Here is an 18,798-nt window from a genome sequence, read left to right as displayed (position 1 = left end):
GACGAAGAACAGGAGCGAAAAGGACCAAAAAATCGCCCAAAGCACACACGAAAACAGATACATCAAGCCAAGAAAAACTTTTTGGAGAAATTCAAAACAGCTTCTTAGTATCTTTTTCTTTTGCCACTTCCGAAGAAAGCACGTACGCGGCGTAATACTTTGATGCCTGTCATCAGTCCGTCGTAGGCGGCGATGCCCATGTTGACATGTTGCATCATCCCTTCAAATTTGTTTTTGCTTTGTGGCGGGGCAAAGAGTTGATGGGCAAGGTGGAGCATCTGTTCTTTTGACTGGAGGATTTCCTTTTTTTTATCTATCCGTTGCTGGCGGATCATTTCCAGGGTATAGTGGTTCGGTGGTAGATTGTTCATGGTTCTGTTTTCTTTGTGTCATCCAAAAATAGCCGTGCCAGGAAATTGACCATCGGCTGGAAGATAAGTGGTACGCGGAAGCGATAGATGAGTAGGGCTACCGCAATCAGCAGGATGCCTACAATGGCGTAGCCCGCTATCAGGCTTCCCACGGCGGTGGCAAGTACATATACCAGCATGAACGAGAAATAGAAAAGAGCCATCACTCCTACGGTCACCAGGATGAAAATCAGAATCAGTGTAGAGAGCAGGATGGTGAGTTTTTCTATCGCTTCCAGCCGGAGGTATTGTCCTTGCAGTTCAAGGTATTTCCTGAATTCCTTGAAGAGGTCTTGCAGGTTGTCAATGCTTTTGTCGTTAGCAAACATAGTTTCTGGAGGTTTAAAAAAGAGGGTGTGCTAAAATTTTCCTTTTACCACACCCTCTTGAAGTTCATGCTCATGATTAGTCGGCATCTTTTACTTCCGATGCGATTTGGTCAACCAAATCATCCATTTCTTCACGGTTCAGACGGATACCTTTTTTACGCAAAAGCTCAGCTATTTTGTTACGTGTGTCGGTACCCTTTTCCGGAGCAAATAAAATACCTGCTGCTGCACCAATGGCAATCCCACCCAAGAATGCAGCTACTACATTCAATGCTTTCATATCAAAACGTTTTTTTAGTTATTACGCTTACAAATCTAAGAAAATTCTGATTATAATGCATCATTTTTGGACGAAATATTTGACAAATCCCATAATATCTTGCATTATTAACAGATTTTAATAGCAAGACTAGGGAGATATTGCTACTTTTGCAAAAAATAAAACGAGAAGAAACGGAAAAGTTAAATTTATAAATTCAAGACAAATGAAGAAAGTTGTTGTATTGGGAATGGGATTGTGTGTAGCTTTGGCATTCTCATCCTGTAAGTCAAGCGAAAGTGCTTATAAAAAGGCTTATGAAAAAGCGAAACAACAAGAATTGGCAGAAGCCGCAACCAGTGAGGCTCCGGCAGAGACAGTTGCTCCGGTAGCTCCTGTTACTCCTGCTCCTACAACTCCTGCCCCTGTGACTACGGCGCCGGTCCGTGAAGAAAAGGTAGAACTGGTTTCGGGTGACGGGCTGAAGGCATACAGTGTGGTATGCGGAAGTTTCGGTATCAAGGCAAACGCCGACGGTCTGAAAGGGCAGATGGATGGCGAAGGGTATAATGCCAAGGTGGTATATAATGCTGAAAAGAATATGTACCGCGTCATTGTGGCTTCTTATGATACACACGAAGAAGCTTCGGCTGCCCGCGACGCTTTTAAAGCCAAGTATCCCGACCGCAAGGATTTCCAGGGTGCGTGGCTGCTTTATGCCAAATAGTAAATAGACCGGAAATAATATCCGATAATTCAGATTTAGAGCGGTAGCCTTTTGGCTATCGCTTTTTTTTGTAACTTTGCCCGCAAATTAAAATAAGGTAGAATAATACACATGAGAAAGATGAAATGGATGTTCGGAGTGCTGGCGATGGCATTTCCTCTTTTTATGAATGCGCAGGAGAAAGTCGTTCCTCTGAAATATGGTGATATGGACCAGTGGATTACGCGCAAGATTCACGAATCGGGTATTATTGGCGGCGATACGAAACTGCTTTATGAAGTAGGGCCTGTGAAAGAACTGGATGGGAATACCCCGTATGTGAACCAGGGAGGTTCGCCGTGGGGAAATTCCAATGTTATGGCAAAGGTGATGGGGATTGTCAAGACCAATACCAGTGTTTATCCCGAACAGAGGGAAGGGGGCTATTGTGCCCGTCTGGAAACGCATATCGAAAGTGTCAAGGTTTTGGGAGTGGTGAATATCACGGTGCTGGCTTCCGGCTCCTTGTTCCTGGGCGATATGAAAGAACCTATCACCGGAACGAAGGAAGGTGAGAAAGCCTTGAATATGGGAGTGCGTTTTAATTCCCGTCCCAAAGCTGTCCGTTACGATTACAAGGTAAAAATGTCGGGTGAGCCGAACCGCATCCGTCAGACGGGATTCAGCCGGAAAAGCACTGTTCCGGGTCAAGACTGTGCCATTATGACCTGCTTGCTTCAGAAGCGCACCGAGGATGCCGAGGGCAATATCATAGCCAAGCGTATCGGTACGGCGGTTATCCGTTATCAGCAGACTGAAGGCTGGCGCAACAAGGCGACTTATGATATTCATTACGGAGATATATCGCATACTTCTTATTACGATGCCGAACTGATGAAACTGGGTGTGGGCAATTATCATGCACGCAATAGCAAGGGTGAGAGTGTCTTGATTCAGGAAAACGGATGGGCGGATGCCGATGAAACACCTACTCATCTCATTCTGCAGTTTACGTCCAGTCTGGGCGGTGCCTTTGTCGGTTCGCCGGGCAATACACTGTGGGTGGATAACGTTTGCCTGGTGTATTAAGATAAATGAATGTCCGCAAAATGCCAATTCATATTTTTTTTATATGGTTGAAAACAATTTCAGTCCCGGAAGTGTTATAAGAAAGAAGGGAATAGAAATCCCCTTCGATAATATCTCTATCAAAAAAGACGGGAAAGCGTTCCTGTCATGCATTTTACTTAATTAGTAATTCGGAAAAGCCGATACGCAGGGATGCGCATCGGCTTTTGCCGTTTCAGGCTTTGTGCCAGGCTCTTATTTCTTTTTCTTGAACAGGTTGAGTGCCTTGTCGATGACCGATTCTTTTTCTTTTGTTTCTTCACCGTTTTCGTCATTTCCTTTTACCAGTCCTTTTAAGGCTTGTTCGGCAGCGTTTTTGGCAAGGCTCGCCATGTCGATGCCTACTTTGGGCGAGGTAAAGGTTCCGCCGATGGTCATGTCTACGGTTCCCAGTTTCGAGCCGATACCTCCTGAAGGCAAGGTTATCTTGCCGGTGTAGTCGATGGTCTGGTCCAGTCCGGTAGAGCCGGAAAGGTTCATGGTATAATCACCCAGTTTTAAATCGAATGGCTGGGTGGTGACTCTTCCGTCGGCTATCTCGAAATCGAGGTTCAGGTCTTTCACTTGGATATCTTTCATCGAGGGTTTCTTTACGATGTCGGCTACCTGGTTGATAAATTTCACATCACTCAGGCTCAGGTCTTTGGTCGACAGGCTTCCGCTGCCTTGTACTTGTTGCATGACCGGACTCATTTTCTCATCAAGTGGCGTGTCTATTTTCAAGTTGCCCGAGAAGTTGCCTTTCAGTCCGGAAAAGATAGGTGCCAGTTGTTGTACCAGTCCCAGTTCTTCGTATGCTTGGGCGAATCCGATGCCTTTCATGTCGAATCCGGCGTTCAGGTGCGGTTGTACTCCTTTGGGGGCTGAGTAGGCACCGTTTGCCGTAATGCTTCCTCCCATGGTGTTGAAAGAAAGGTTACGCATGTCGACGGTACCGTTTTTTACGGTCAGTACACCGCTTACCGTTTCCAGTTTCATCTTGTCGAACAAAACTTCTTTCAGGTTTGCCTGCATGGTGAAGTCGATGTTTTCCGGAATACGGATAACACCGGCTTCCGAAGAGGAAACGGTTGTGCTATCATGGGTTTCCGGGACCTGTACGGTTGTTGTATCGCTGCTGATGAAGTCGTTTACATGAATGTGGTTGCTGCTGATGTTGAGGTTTCCTTTCAATGTGGAGCCTTTCAATGCATATCCCAGGTAGTTTTCGAAGCGGCTGTCTACGGTCAGGTCGTTCTGTCCGATGTTGATGGTTGTTTCGCTCAGTTGCAGGTAGCGGGGCGAGAAGCTGAAGGTAGAACGTTGGATGTCAATGGCCGGCATATCCTGTAGGTTCAGCTTCATGTTGTTCAGCCGGATGCTGCCTGCCGCTTTCATCTGGTCGTATTGTTCTTTTTCGATGTACGAAAGTTTTCCGGCAAGGTTCATGTCGGCTTGAATGGTGCCGTTCAGGGTCATATCTTCCAGTGGATAGACTTCCTTTATCTTGCCCAGGTCGAGTGTCCCTTGGGCTGAGGCTTGCAGGTCTGGGTCGCTTACCGGTGTTTTTACCGAGGCTTTCAGGCTGAACGGATTACCAGCCAATACGAAATCGAAGGGGCTGACTGTTATTTCCGTTGCATCGATGTTTCCCCCTGCATTCTTCACATTGGCGGCGATGTTTATGTTTTCCACACCGGCAGGCAGGGAAGGATAGCGGAACATTCCGTCTTTTACGTCCAGCGCGACTTCAAACTGCGGTACTTGGTCTTGTCCCAGGATACCTTTGGCAAATGCCGTGAGACTTGCTTTGCCGTCCGTTTTCAGGTCTTGGAAGTCTTTGGCATAGATGGCAGGGATAAGCGAAAGCAGTTCCTTGAATCCCACTTCGTTTGTATTCAGTTTCATGTCCATGCCGATACCGTTCTTTTGCATGGCTGCCCATCCGTCAATGTTTACTTGAATGGCGTTCAGGCTGATGGTATTGTCTTTCAGCGTATACTTGTTGTTGGCAAAATCGGCATCTACATTCATATCGGCTTCCAGCCGTGCTTTGTTCAGGAAGGGGATGCCTCCGGTGCGGTAGGTGAGCGAAGGAGTTTCCATACTCAGGTCTACCGTGGTACGTTCGCTACCGAAATCGCCCGAACATGTGGCATTCAGGTGGTTGATGGCTGCATACATGCCTCCCTGCCGGTCATCGTAGCTTACGGAAAGGTCTTTTATCGAAAGTTTTTGCAGCTTGATGCGTATCGGTGCGCTTTCGGTTGGGGTTTCTTCCGTATCGGTTGTGTCGGCAGATGGCTTCATTACGTCCCAGTTGGGGTGTCCGTTTTCCAGGACGATGGCTTTCACTTTGGTATCTTCGATGATGATTTTGGATATATCGTATCCGCTGTTTCCGAAGAGTGAAAACAGGTTGACGGCTGCGGTCAGCTCGCCCGCCTGAATCAGCGTATCGTTTTGAAATTCGCCCGCTCCTTTCAGCCAGAAGTCTTCCAGGGTGATTGAAGCCGACGGGAAATTGCGTATCAGACTGATGTCCAATGCACTGAAGTCGAATTGTGCATTCAGCATTTTGTTGCCTTCCTGCTTGACAAGTTTTTCTATTTTTCCTTGAAAAGCAAATGGAAGAACCAAAATCAGAATCAGGAGCACGCCTAGTGTGATGCCTGCGATTTTCAATACTTTTTTCATAATTGCCTCCTTTATTATATATTAAAATAGAGCTTGGTTGAAAAATCAAAGGCAAGTTATCAAGAAAAATTCGAATTTGCAAGTAAAGAAAACGTAAAAATAGGGGCAAAAGTATGTGAATTGTTAATCGAATGAATAATTTTTCTACCTTTGTGTGACAATTCATAAAAAAAGACAAGCGATATGAAAATAGGAGATAAAGTACGTTTCCTGAGCGAAGTAGGAGGCGGAATCGTGAAAGGTTTTCAAGGTAAAGACATAGCCTTGGTAGAGGATGAAGACGGATTCGAGATACCGATGCTGGTAAAAGAATGCGTGGTGATACAGACTGATGATTATAATATCCCGTTGAAGACCGGTAAGAAGCAGGGAGCTCCGGAGGTGGAAGAGGAGCCTGAAGAAGAGGAAAAACCCATTACTTACCGGGCACCTGAAATAAAAGGGAATGATGTGCTGAATGTATATCTGGCATACGTGCCACAGGATGTAAAAGCAATCTCGGCAACGGCCTTTGATGCCTATCTGGTAAACGACAGCAATTATTTCATCGATTACCTGTATCTGTCCGCCGAAGGAAAGAGCTGGACGTTACGAAGCCGGGGTACGGTGGCTCCCAATATGAAACAGCATCTGGAAGAATTTGATAAGTCTGCACTGAACGGCATGGAGCATGTGGCTGTACAGTTGTTGGCATATAAAGACGACCGTACTTTCCTGCTGAAAAATGCCGTATCGATGGAGTTGCGTGTCGATACCGTGAAATTCTACAAGCTTCATACATTCCAGCAGACCGATTTCTTTGCCGAACCGGCCTTGATGTATGATGTCGTGCGTGATGATGAATCCGTAAAGCAGGTCTTTGTTTCGGCCGATGACATCCGGGAAGCTTTGTTGCAGAAAACCGTGCCCGACCAGCCAAAGGTACCGAAAAAGCACCAGCCTAAGGTGAAGAACGACATTGTGGAAGTTGACTTGCATATCCATGAGTTGCTGGATGATACGAACGGAATGAGCAATAGCGAGATGCTGAACTACCAGTTGGATGTGTTTCACAAGACACTGAACGAATACAAGAACAAGAAAGGGCAGCGCATCGTCTTTATCCACGGTAAAGGAGATGGCGTGTTGCGCCGTGCCATCTTGGATGAGTTGAAGCGCAAGTATAAGAACTACTCCAGCCAGGACGCTTCGTTCCGCGAATACGGATTCGGGGCAACGATGGTGACCATTCATTAACAAGTAATATAAAAGCTAGCATGAGAAACAACATTTTTCGACAAGCTTTCTTTGCCTGCTGCCTGTGTGGCGGCATGGCATTGCAGGCTCAGGCTCCTCATCCCGAACGCATTTACCTGTCGGGGACAGGAGTTGATGATACCCGTACGTGGGAATTCTTTTGTTCAGAAGGACAGAATTCGGGGAAATGGAAACCGATTGAAGTGCCTTCGTGTTGGGAATTACAGGGTTTTGGCAACTATACTTACGGACGTTTTTATACCATCAAGGGTGCTAAGCCTAGTGAGGAGACCGGTACTTACCGTTATCAGTTCAAGGCGCCGAAGTGGAAAGAAGGCGAACGGGTCAAACTGTTTTTTGATGGGGTGATGACCGATGCCGAGGTGAAAATCAACGGTCAGTCTGCCGGGGACATCCACCAAGGAGCTTTCTATCGGTTCAGCTATGATATAACCGGACTTCTGAAACCGGGCAAAAAGAATACCCTGGAAGTCAAGGTGGCGAAAGAATCGGCGGACAAGTCGGTCAATGCAGCCGAACGCCGTGCCGACTGGTGGCTGTACGGAGGCATTTACCGTCCGGTATGGCTGGAAGTTCTGCCTGCCGTGTCGGTCGACCATTATATTTTGGATGCACAGGCCGACGGAACTTTCCGGGCTTCGTTGCGGATGAGTGCCGATGCTTCAGGTTACGAATGGACCGTTTCTATGCGGGGATTGAAAGATGGGAAGCCCTTGTTGACGGCCGATGGAAAAGAACAGCTTACGTTCCGCATTTCCGGTGCAGGCACCGAGCAGCAGGTGGAAGGTGCGTGGGCAAATGTTAAGACGTGGTCTACCGAGGCACCTAATCTTTACGTGGCACACATGGAACTGAAAGACCCTGCCGGCAAAGTGGTGCAGACACGCGAGGAGCGTGTAGGTTTCCGTACCGTAGAGTTTTTTCCACAAGACGGGCTTTACCTGAACGGTACGCGGCTGGTAGTGAAAGGTGTCAACCGTCATTCGTTTTCGGTAGACGGCGGACGTACCACCAGTGCCGATATGAGCCGTCAGGATGCTTTGTTGATTAAGGAGATGAACATGAATGCCGTGCGTTCGCACTATCCGCCCGATGAACACTTCTTGGATATGTGTGATTCGCTTGGATTGGTCTACATTGACGAGCTTTCCGGCTGGCACGGGCATTATGATACGAAAATCGGTGCCAAACTGATAAAGGAAATGGTAGAACGCGATGTGAATCATCCTTCCATCGTTATATGGAGCAACGGTAATGAGGGCGGATGGAACGTGAACAATGATGGTGAGTTTGCCAAGCACGACCCCTTCCAGAAGCGTCACGTCATTCATCCGTGGGCAGACTTCAACGATTTGGATACGCACCATTATCCGGCTTACCTGACCGGAGTAGGACGCTTTACCAACGGTTATAAAGTGTTTATGCCCACCGAGTTCATGCATGCCATGTACGACCAGGGAGGTGGGGCTGGCTTGCGTGACTTTTGGGACCGCTGGTGCACCAATCCGTTGTTTGCCGGAGGTTTTATCTGGGTGTTCAGTGATGAGGCTCCCAAGCGTACCGATAAGGGTGGCATTCTGGATTCGGATGGCTCCAATGCGCCGGATGGTATTGTGGGACCGCGCCGTGAGAAAGAAGGAAGCTTTTATGCCATCCGGGCACAATGGTCTCCCATTCAGTTGAAACCGCTGATGATTACGCCGCATTTCGACGGGTCGTTTTTCCTGACCAACGAATACACCTATACCAATCTGAAGGAATGCCGGATGACATACAGTGTGCTGGCTTGTCCTACTCCTTTGCAGGGAGGTGGGGCTTCCGTTGTGCTGGCAAGTGGTGATGTACAGCTTCCTTCACTCAATCCCGGCGAAACAGGTAAGGCACGCTTTGCGCTTCCCGATGCTTTTCGTGAAGGAGATGTCCTGAAGCTGGAGGCTTTTGATAAGGACGGACATAGCATGTGTACCTGGACGTATCCCATTCATTTTGCAAAACCCTATTTCGAGCGTCACCTTGCTTCTACACCGATGACCTTGCAAGCCGTTCGCCCTGCCGAGGCGGTGAAAGAAGATAATGCGTTTACTTTGCGGAGCGAGCAGGTAAGCGTCACCTTCGATGCTGCGACGGGTATGATTACCCGTGTGCTTTCGGGCGATAAGGAGATACCTTTCAAAGACGGTCCGGTAGCAGTGGGTATGAAGATGCGTTTCGAGGCGACGGAGAGCTATGTGCGCCGTGCCGCCGATGGTGCCGTGTTCTGTGCCAAGTATAAAGGTGGTGTAGATTCTATCGTATGGCGCCTCACCGATCAGGGCTTGCTTTATATGGATGCTATCCTGCTGAACCGTGCTTCGGGAGGAGGTGGTTTCGATGATGCCTTTATGGATACCAAAGTGTACAACCTGGGCTTGACCTTCTCTTACCCTGAGACGCAATGCACAGGCATGAAATGGATGGGACGTGGCCCGTACCGCGTATGGAAGAACCGCATACCGGGCACCAATTACGACATCTGGCACAAGGATTACAACAATACCGTGACCGGCGAGAGTTATGAAAACCTGGTTTATCCGGAGTTTAAGGGATTCCATGCCAATATGTATTGGGCAACGCTGGAGAGCGATACGACACCGTTTACGGTCTATTCGCGTAACGATGGTATTTTCTACCGCATCTTTACGCCGGCAGAAGCAGGCAGGAAAAAGAAGATTATGCCTGCTTTCCCTGAAGGTGACATTTCGTTCTTGCTGGATATTCCGGCAATATGGTCGTTCAAGCCTATCGAACAGCAGGGACCGAACAGCCAGCCGGGCAATATCCGCATCAAGAGTGGAGACGAAGGCTTGCACTTGAACCTGATGTTCGATTTCAGAAAATAAAACGCTTTTGCCAAGAACTGCTGCCGGATAAATCAGCATGGCACGCAGGTTAATACACGGATGACACGGCATTTGCCTGTGTCATCCGTGTGCTGTAATCGGCTCCCTTCAGAGGGGTGGTTTGTTCCGTTGCGCAACACATGCCCTTTCATCGCTGGTTTCAGTGCACTGAAACTTTTGTTTCATTGCAATAAAACTAGCTGAGATAATGTTTGCGTGTCCGGACGCATATAGTTGGTTGGATTTTTGCAGACGATATTCCTTACGCAAGCAGACGGGAGAAGGGTGCCTATGGGCTTTTTCTTCCGTTTTTTGTTTATTTTAATGGATACTGATGCAGGAGTTTGGGGAATATTTCGTTACTTTAGAAAAACCAAACGAAAACCATATGGAGACGAACAGACTATTGCAGGTGCTGATGGTGATATTCATCGGCATGCTGCCCTTTCCGGTGCTGGCACAGAGCTACGACCAGCTATGGAAAGAAGTGGAAATGTATCAGAAGAAAGACCTGCCTAAGTCGGTCATCGCTACGGCAGGGAAGATTTATGCAAAAGCGAAGGAAGAACGCAACCTGCCTCAGCTGATGAAGGCGCACTTGGTGCGGGCTTCCCAGCAGGTTTCGCTTACGCCCGATAGCGCCGAAGTGGAATATGCGGCGTTGGGGCAATGGGCGGAGGAGGAAAAAGATACCGTAGGGCGTGCCGTGTTGCATAGCATTGTGGGCTCTTGGATGATGGCAAACGAACCGGACAGCATGGAGGCGGCTATCGCTTATTTCCGTGCTTCGGTGGCTCCCAAGGAGGTGCTGGGACGCACTTCAGCCAAAGAGTTCCGCCCGATGACCGAATCGGGCAAGCAAAGCGAACGGTATTTCGGCGACAATATGCTGGACTTGCTCACCCGTACGGCTATCCAGCAGATGTCCACCCTGTATAGTCCGGCGCACCTGCCCAAGGCGAAAGCGTGCATGGAACTGTATGACGGGCTGATAGATTATTATAAGCAAGCACAGAACCGGGAGGCTGCCCTGCTCACCGAAGTGGCGAAACTCTGGTTCCAGAAACGGAGGATGGACAATTTTAAACCGTACCGCCTCACGGATGATGAGCTTATTGCCAGCCTGCACGGGTTGATTGACACGTATGCCGGCCAGCCTGCATGTGCGGATGCATACGTGAAGCTGGTGGTGGCTTACCGCGATGCCAACCGCTTGAAAGAAGCCGTGGAGACGGCTCGCGAAGGGCTGGCGAAGTACTCCAAGGGCGAATGGGCAAAGGACTTGCAGGGGCAGATAGACTACATCACCCGTCCGATGCTGAACGTGGATATCCCTTTCCTTTATCCGAACTACGAAACCGATGCGAACGTGACGTATGCCAATATCGAAGGCGTTACGCTCGAACTCTATCGCCTGAACCTTGCACCCACGGCGGCACAGCTCCAGTTCCGCGAAGAGACCGACCGCGATGCCTTGCTCAAGCAATACGGGACGAAGGTTTCCAGCCGCTTCTATGCCCTCCGCGCCACGGAGGATTACCAGCGGCGCGATACCGTGTTGCGCTATACATTGCCCGGCGAGGGCATCTATATGCTGAAGCAAATCCCGAAAGGAGTGGAAAAAGGCATCGCTTCGGCGGTGATGTTTGTCTCGCCCTACCAAGCCATCGAGCTACCGGTACAGGGCAGGCAACATGAGTTTATAGCCGTAGACCGCCTGACAGGACGTCCTGTTCCGGGTGCGGAGATAGTGACCTACCAGCTGAATATCTACGATGCGAAGGCAGACTATGCCTTGTGGAACGTGCACCGGACGGATGCGCAGGGACGGACGGCGTTTGAAGTGCCGAAACGGACCGGCGCTTATTACAATGTGCGTACGCCTGGGCACGACTTTATGGCTATCACCCGGTTGAGCACAAACAATGGTATAGTGGATGTGGCTTCGGAAGGGTGGAAGAAACAAGCCGACCTGTTTACCGACCGTTCGTTGTACCGTCCCGGACAGACGGTATATGTATCGGGTGTGGTATACGGGCAGGAGGGAGACTCCACCCGTGCGGCTTCGTATGCCAAGGATAAACTGAAGCTTTACCGGGGCTCTCAGAATGTGGGCGAAGCCGATGTATGTACCGATGAGTTCGGGGTCTTCTCGCACGAGTTTTCCTTGCCCGATAATTTGCTTCCGGGTCAGTATTACCTGTCAGGTTATGACCGGTCGGTGGTGATTCAGGTAGACGAGTACAAGCGTCCTACTTTCGAGGTACGGTTCGACCCTTATAAGGAAGCCTATACGATGGGCGATTCGGTGCGGGTATCGGCTGAGGCAAAGACGTATGCCGGTGCTCCGGTGCGCAATGCCCGGGTGAAATACCGTATCGTCCGTACCGAAATGTCGTGGTTCCGCTGGCGAGGGGCAACGGAAGAATTGCTTTCGGGCGAAACGCAGACCGATGCCGATGGCAAGTTTTATATCTGTGCCAGGCTGACAGAACCCGATTACGAGGCGGAGCATACCTATTATATCTATAAGGTATCGGCGGATGTGACCGACGGTGCCGGCGAGACCCGTCAGGGCGAACTGGCTTTGCCTGCCGGCAAACAGACCCTCGGCTTGCAACTGAAAGGATTGAACGCAAATGTGATGCGCGAAAAGCAGGAACGCATCCAGGTGCAGGCGATGAACCTGAACGGGCAGCCCGTGCAGGTGGAAGTGGCATATAAGGTATATGCCTTGGACAAGGAGGGCAAGAAAGGTGCTTTGCGCTACGAGGGCAAGGCAGAGTCGATGCAATCGTTTGTGCCTTCGGACGTGTGGGCATTGCCTTCGGGCAGGTACCGCATGGAGGTTTCGGCACAAGATGAAAAGGGCCGTCCTTGCACGGCAGAGCAGGATTTCGTGCTTTTCTCTAAGACAGACCGCACCTCGCCGGTAGAAGAAACCTCCTGGTTTTATCAAGACGGCGATAGCTTCGGAAGCCAGGAGCCGCCCACGTTCTATATCGGAACGAACGAGGAAGGGGTATGCCTTTTCATTGATGTATACGATGGACAACGGCGTATCGAATCCCGGCAAGTGACGCTGGAAAAGGAACTCAAGGCCTTCAGCTTCCCTTATCGTGAGGCGTATGGTGATGCGGTGACCGTAGCATTCACCTTTATGCGCAAAGGAAACCTGTATACCAACCAGTCGCTCCTGACTCGTCCCGTGCCCGATAAGCGGTTGATGATGAAATGGGAAACATTCCGCGACCGCCTGCAACCGGGCGGACAAGAGACTTGGACGCTGCACATCACCCGTCCTTCGGGGATGCCGGCGGAAGCCAACCTGATGGCTACACTCTACGATGCTTCTTTGGACGTGTTGCGCAAGCACGACTGGCGTTTCGGGCTTTCGTTCCCACGCCGGGCGATGTACGTGCGTGCCGATTTCGCTTCGGCATTCCAGCGGGTACACATGTATGGCAATTTCCCGATAACTTACCCCGGCGAAGGTTTCGACTTGCTTTATGGCGAGTATAGCAGGCTTTATTCGATACGGTTAGGAGGCTTTCGGATAAGGGGAATCATGATGAGCCGTGCCAATATGGTACAGGAAGAAATGGTAGAAGTGAAACAACTGAGCGCATTGGAAGGCGCAGTTGCGGCGGATATGGCTGCACCGGCTCCCGGTTTCCAAATGAAGAAAGGGGATGCAGGTGGAAGTGAAATACAAATTAGCATCGCCGATGTGAAGGGTGTAGGAAGTGCGGAGGCAGAACAAATGCCGGTGCCTGCCCTGCGCGAGAACTTTGCCGAGACGGCTTTCTTCTATCCCAACTTGCGCACCGATTCGTTGGGCAATGTGAGCGTCTCCTTTACCGTGCCCGATGCCCTGACCCAATGGCGTTTCTTGGGCTTTGCCCATACGCGGGCTATGGATTATGGCTTGTTGGTTGATACGGTCCAGACCTCGAAACCCTTTATGGTGCAGCCCAACTTGCCGCGCTTTATCCGTAGGGGAGACCGTGCGGTGATAGCGGCTTCGCTGGTCAACTTATCAATGGAAACCGTATCCGGAATCGCCCGCATTGAATGGTCGGATCCGGTTACAGGAAAGGTCGTGGCACACGATAAGCAATCGTTCTCGGTAAGTGAAGGCGAGACGGGAACGGTGCATTTCACTTTCGAAGTGCCCGAAACCTATGATGTGCTGGTTTGCAAAATCGTAGCGGAAGCCGGTGAATATAGTGACGGGGAACAACATTATTTGCCTATACTGACCGATAAGCAATGGATGACAGAGACCGTACCCGTACAACTGGACGGAACCGAAACAAAATCGGTAGCTGCCGAGGAATTGTTCAACAAGCAGAGCAAGACCGCTACAGAGAAACGCCTGACGGTAGAGATGACCGCCAATCCCGACTGGTATGCCGTACAGGCACTTCCGGTGATGGGAAATCCTTCGGAAGAAGACGCCTTGTCGTGGGCTTCGGCATATTATGCCAATGCATTGGCTGCGCACATCGTCCGTTCGAATCCGCGCATCGAAGAAGTGTTCCGTACGTGGAAAGCTGAAGGAGCAGGGAAGGAAACCTTGCTCAGCAACCTGGAACGCAACCAGGACCTGAAGAACCTTTTGCTTGCCGAGACACCGTGGGTTGCCGAGGCGACCGATGAAGCGGAACAGAAACGCCGTATTGCCTTGCTTTTCGACCTGAATACGATGTCGAACCGCCAGCAGACAGCTATCGGTAAACTGGAAGCCTTGCAACTGCCTGACGGTTCGTGGAGCTGGTACAAGGGAATGACAGGAAGCCGTTATATTACCACCCAAATCGTCGAGATGCTGGCACGCCTGCAAGCCATGCAGGTGAAGCTGGACCAAGGCGTGGGCAACATGTATGTGCGTGCTGTCGACTACTTGAAAAAAGAGGCGCAACAGGAATACGAACAGATGAAACGCCGGGAAGCGGAGAATGAGCTGACCGTATGGCCTGACGGGCAGATTGTACATTATCTGTATATATGTGCTATTGACAAGCTGGCGGCAAATCATGCCGACGGACAGGTGAATGATTATTTCATCGCGAAACTGGAAAACCGTTCGGCAGACTATTCCATCTGCGAGAAAGTAATGATTGCCCTGGTGATGCAGGGGGCAGGCAAGTCTGGTCAGGCATCCGAATTGGTACAGTCCATTAAGGAATATCTGGTAGGCACCGAAGAAATGGGCCTGTATTTCGATACGCCGAAAGCTGCCTATTCGTGGCGAAGCTATAAGATTCCGGCTCAAGTGGCGGCAATGGAAGCCATCTACCGCATTGCGCCGGACACCAGTATGCTGAACGGCATGAAGCAATGGCTCTTGAAGCAGAAGCAGGTGCAGGTGTGGGAAAGCTCCGTATCGACCGCCGATGCCGTATATGCTTTCTTGTGTATGGGAAGCGATACGCTGGGCGAAGGCGGAAGCATGGAAGCTACGGTAGGCAAGACTACCTGGCAGACTCCGCAAGATGCCTTGGGCTATGCACGGGAGACCTTTACCGGAACCGATGCCGAGGCAGATGACATCCGTATCAGCCGTACCGGTGAAGGACTGGGATGGGGAGCCGTTTATGCCCAATACCTGGAGGATATGGACAAGGTATTGCCTTCGAAAGGAACCGGTCTGCAAATCGAACGTACGCTTTATCGTGACGGAAAAGCCCTTTCGCGCAATGCCGAGTTGCATGTAGGCGATAAGGTGACGGTGCGTCTGACTGTTTCGGCAGACCGGGATATGGACTTTGTGCAAGTGAAAGACGAGCGTGCCGCTTGTATGGAACCCGAGCAGCAGCTCTCCGGATATAGCTGGAGCGGAGGTATCGGTTATTATTTGGTAAGCCGTGATGCTTCTACTTCGTTCTTTATCGACCGGATGCAGAAGGGCACTTACCAGCTGGAATATACCGTCTATATCGACCGTGCCGGAACGTATCAGGCAGGAAGTGCTACGGTGCAGTCGGCATACGCTCCCGAGTATAGCGGCTATACCGCAGGCGAGACCTTGACGGTGAAGTAAAAGGATGAGATAAAGGAAACGCAGAACAACGCGGATTTTCGCAGATTGATAAATTCAGAAGCTGTTTTGAATTTATCGTGCGATGATTTGGGATGAGTTTTTGAGGCATTTCCGCTTCTGTGATGAGGAAGATAGCGGGCTATCTGACGAAGAACAGGAGCGGAAAGGACCAAAAAATCGCCCAAAGCACACACGAAAACGAATACATCAAGCCAAGAAAAACTTTTTGGAGAAATTCAAAACAGCTTCTCAAAACAGTTTCTATAATTTGCGTGAATCCGCGTTAATCTGCGTTTCAAATTTATTTCGATGCTTGGTTTTTTGTCTGTCTTTGATTTTCTCTTTATCTTTGTTCTCTCGAAATTAGTACATGCAAAAGATGAAGAAACGGATTCTATTTTTATTCAGCATAATGCTTGGTGTGGCGCTTACGGCATACGCCCAGCCGAAAATTACATTCGACCGCGAGAAGCAAGACTTGGGGTACATCCTTTGGCGCAATCCCACTACAGTTACTTACCAGTTTACCAATACCGGTGACAAACCGTTGGTCATTTCGAATGTAACCGCTTCGTGCGGATGTGTTGAGGTGGATTGGACCAAACATCCCATACCTGCAGGCGGTAAGGGAACCGTTAGCGCAGTGTTCGATGCCGAAGCCATCGGACATTTCTATAAGGAAGTAGGCGTATATTGCAATGCCAGTGCTGTTCCCGTTTATTTGGAGTTCAACGGAGAGGTGACAGCCGATGCCAAGAACTATTCGTTTACGCATCCTTACGGATTCGGTTCGGTGCACCTGAATCAAGAAGAAATCGAGTTTGAGAATGTCAATAAGGGAGAACGTCCGGAGTTTACGATTCTGGTGGCGAATACATCCAGTAAGACCTATACGCCGGTATTGATGCACTTGCCTCCTTATCTGTCGGCAAAAGCGACACCGGAAGTATTGGGACGTGGCAAGAACGGAAAGATTGTGGTGACACTGGACACCGATAAATTGCCGAAATTGGGCATTACACGCACTTCGGTCTATTTGTCGCGTTTCCCCGGTGACAAGGTTGGTTCAGATAATGAGATACCTGTATCAATCGCTTTGCTTCCCGATTTTTCCAAGATGACCGCACAGCAGAAGAACAACCCTCCGCAACTTTCGCTTTCGGCTACTCAATTGGAGTTTGCGGGCTTGAAGCCTACGCAAAAGAAATCGCAGCACATTGTCATTACCAATACCGGTAAATCGAATCTGGAGATTCAGGATATGCAGGTAAACAGCATAGCTCTTGCCGTAAGCCTGAAAAAAACGGTCTTGAAACCTGGTGAATCTACAAAGATGAAGATTACGGTCTTGGCAGAGAACTTGTCGCGGGTAAAAGGCACACCGCGTGTGTTGATGATAACGAACGACCCGGCAAAGCCTTCGGTCACTATTCGTGTGAAGGCGAAATTGCTATGATATAATCAGGAGTTAAGGAGTTAGAGAAGTTAAGGAGTTAAGCCGATACTTTTGCTGACATTTACGGTTCTATTGGCTTAACTTCTTAACTCCTTAACTTCTTAACTCCTTTAACTTCTTAACTTCTTAAATAAAAAACTATGGAACACCCCGAAAACAATGAAGCATACAAAGGGTTGACGGTAAACAAGGGCATTGACCAGCCTGCTACGATAAACCCGTATCTGAAAGCAAGAAAACGTCCGAAACGCCGCCAGTTTACGGCAGGCGAGTATGTAGAAGGTATTCTCAAGGGAGACATTACGGTATTGAGCCAGGCGGTTACCCTGATAGAGAGTGTCAAGCACGAGCATCAGGCATTGGCGCAGGAAGTGGTAGAGAAATGTCTGCCATTTTCGGGCAACTCCGTACGGATAGGTATCAGTGGTGTGCCCGGTGCTGGCAAGAGTACTTCGATAGATGTTTTCGGATTGCATGTCCTGGAGAAGGGAGGCAAGCTTGCCGTGCTTGCCATCGACCCCAGCAGCGAGCGTTCGAAAGGAAGTATCTTGGGTGATAAGACCCGCATGGAGAAACTTTCGGTGCATCCCGATTCGTTTATCCGTCCCAGTCCTACGGCAGGTTCGTTGGGGGGTGTGGCACGCAAGACGCGCGAGACCATTATCCTTTGCGAAGCCGCAGGCTTTGATAAAATCTTTGTAGAAACTGTCGGAGTAGGGCAGAGCGAGACGGCAGTGCATTCGATGGTGGATTTCTTTTTGCTTATCCAGCTTGCCGGAACGGGAGATGAACTGCAGGGCATTAAGCGTGGAATCATGGAGATGGCAGATGCGATTGTCATCAATAAGGCAGACGGAAACAACATTGAAAAGGCGAAGTTGGCTGCAGCCCATTTCCGCAATGCCTTGCATCTGTTTCCGGCTCCCGAATCCGGCTGGATACCCAAAGTGCTGACTTATTCCGGTTTCTATGGCATTGGCATCAAGGAAATCTGGGACATGATATACGAATACTTTGCATTTGTGAAGGCGAACGGATATTTCGAACACCGTCGTAACGAGCAGGCAAAATACTGGATGTACGAATCCATCAACGAGCAGCTGCGCGATAGCTTCTACAATAATCCCGCCGTATCTTCGCTTTTGGCATACGAGGAAGAGCAGGTGCTTTCGGGCAAGACCTCCTCGTTTTCGGCTGCACGGCGTTTGCTGGATACTTATTTTGGGAAGTAAGTGTGATATTATCAGAAACACAGATTTTCGCAGATTAGCGCAGATTCTTTTGATTTACTATTTTTCGATTTACGAAGTACGATTTAATGCTCAAATAGCAGATAGTAAATTGTCAAATCGTAAATTAAAATAATCCGCGTTTCTGAACTGACACATTATATATACCATGCACGGTATGAATTTGTGCATTTCCTTGAACATTTCGCACCGTTTCTGTAGAGACGATGTGCACATCGTCTCTACTACATGGCATATACAGAATGCACAAATTAATGTTGCGAGAAGTATAAACTAATTCTCAACATCTACTAAGAAGCTGTTTTGAATTTCTCCAAAAAGTTTTTCTTGGCTTGATGTATTCGTTTTCGTGTGTGCTTTGGGCGATTTTTTGGTCCTTTTCGCTCCTGTTCTTCGTCAGAT

The 18,798-nt window shown here is 49.3% G+C and carries 12 protein-coding genes; 8 read left to right on the top strand and 4 right to left on the bottom strand.

From position 1 onward, the window contains the following. Positions 1-104 precede the first annotated feature (104 nt). From B5F78_RS12505 to B5F78_RS12495, 3 genes are all read right to left on the bottom strand, one after another. Positions 105-371 (bottom strand): hypothetical protein, encoded by a 267-nt coding sequence (locus B5F78_RS12505; RefSeq protein WP_022038742.1) that lies wholly within the window; start codon positions 369-371, stop codon positions 105-107. Beyond that, the gene (locus B5F78_RS12500; RefSeq protein WP_087212136.1) at positions 368-739 is read right to left on the bottom strand and encodes a phage holin family protein; all 372 of its coding nucleotides are present in this window, start codon (positions 737-739) and stop codon (positions 368-370) included. The genes B5F78_RS12505 and B5F78_RS12500 overlap by 4 nt, the downstream gene beginning before the upstream one ends. Before the next feature lie 76 nt (positions 740-815). Beyond that, positions 816-1,019, bottom strand: a complete 204-nt coding sequence (locus B5F78_RS12495) for a YtxH domain-containing protein (protein WP_022038740.1) — start codon at positions 1,017-1,019, stop codon at positions 816-818. A gap of 205 nt (positions 1,020-1,224) precedes the next feature. Between B5F78_RS12495 and B5F78_RS12490 the strand changes: the two genes are divergently transcribed. Both B5F78_RS12490 and B5F78_RS12485 read left to right on the top strand, forming a co-directional pair. Beyond that, positions 1,225-1,725, top strand: coding sequence for an SPOR domain-containing protein (locus B5F78_RS12490; RefSeq protein ID WP_022038739.1), 501 nt, complete (start codon positions 1,225-1,227; stop codon positions 1,723-1,725). Between the two features lie 111 nt (positions 1,726-1,836). Next, positions 1,837-2,793 carry a PCMD domain-containing protein gene (locus tag B5F78_RS12485; RefSeq protein WP_394354914.1) on the top strand — a complete coding sequence of 319 codons (957 nt, stop codon included), beginning with the start codon at positions 1,837-1,839 and terminating at the stop codon, positions 2,791-2,793. Between the two features lie 234 nt (positions 2,794-3,027). On the opposite strand, the gene B5F78_RS12480 is transcribed toward B5F78_RS12485, so the two are convergent. Further along, entirely contained in the window at positions 3,028-5,508 is a 2,481-nt protein-coding gene (locus B5F78_RS12480) for an AsmA-like C-terminal region-containing protein (RefSeq protein ID WP_087406861.1), read from the bottom strand. Positions 5,509-5,691: 183 nt separating this feature from the next. Between B5F78_RS12480 and B5F78_RS12475 the strand changes: the two genes are divergently transcribed. The 6 genes from B5F78_RS12475 (at position 5,692) to meaB (ending at position 18,378) form a co-directional block, all read left to right on the top strand. Then, positions 5,692-6,744, top strand: coding sequence for a DUF2027 domain-containing protein (locus tag B5F78_RS12475; RefSeq protein ID WP_022038736.1), 1,053 nt, complete (start codon positions 5,692-5,694; stop codon positions 6,742-6,744). 20 nt (positions 6,745-6,764) lie between these two features. Then, complete coding sequence (locus tag B5F78_RS12470; protein ID WP_087406860.1) at positions 6,765-9,644, top strand: exo-beta-1,4-galactosidase; 2,880 nt, start codon at positions 6,765-6,767, stop codon at positions 9,642-9,644. Positions 9,645-10,032: 388 nt separating this feature from the next. After that, entirely contained in the window at positions 10,033-15,690 is a 5,658-nt protein-coding gene (locus B5F78_RS12465; protein ID WP_087406859.1) for an alpha-2-macroglobulin family protein, read from the top strand. A gap of 82 nt (positions 15,691-15,772) precedes the next feature. Further along, the gene (locus B5F78_RS17300; protein ID WP_158100088.1) at positions 15,773-16,057 is read left to right on the top strand and encodes a hypothetical protein; all 285 of its coding nucleotides are present in this window, start codon (positions 15,773-15,775) and stop codon (positions 16,055-16,057) included. Positions 16,058-16,069: 12 nt separating this feature from the next. Then, the gene (locus B5F78_RS12460; protein WP_164470549.1) at positions 16,070-17,146 is read left to right on the top strand and encodes a DUF1573 domain-containing protein; all 1,077 of its coding nucleotides are present in this window, start codon (positions 16,070-16,072) and stop codon (positions 17,144-17,146) included. 140 nt (positions 17,147-17,286) lie between these two features. Beyond that, complete coding sequence (gene meaB, locus B5F78_RS12455; protein ID WP_013619156.1) at positions 17,287-18,378, top strand: methylmalonyl Co-A mutase-associated GTPase MeaB; 1,092 nt, start codon at positions 17,287-17,289, stop codon at positions 18,376-18,378. Positions 18,379-18,798: the final 420 nt, after the last annotated feature.

The organism is Bacteroides sp. An279 (assembly GCF_002159615.1).
Lineage (GTDB): Bacteria > Bacteroidota > Bacteroidia > Bacteroidales > Bacteroidaceae > Phocaeicola > Phocaeicola intestinalis.
The sequence above is the reverse complement of the archived record's forward strand: the minus strand, read 5'-3'. Positions and strand labels throughout refer to the sequence as shown.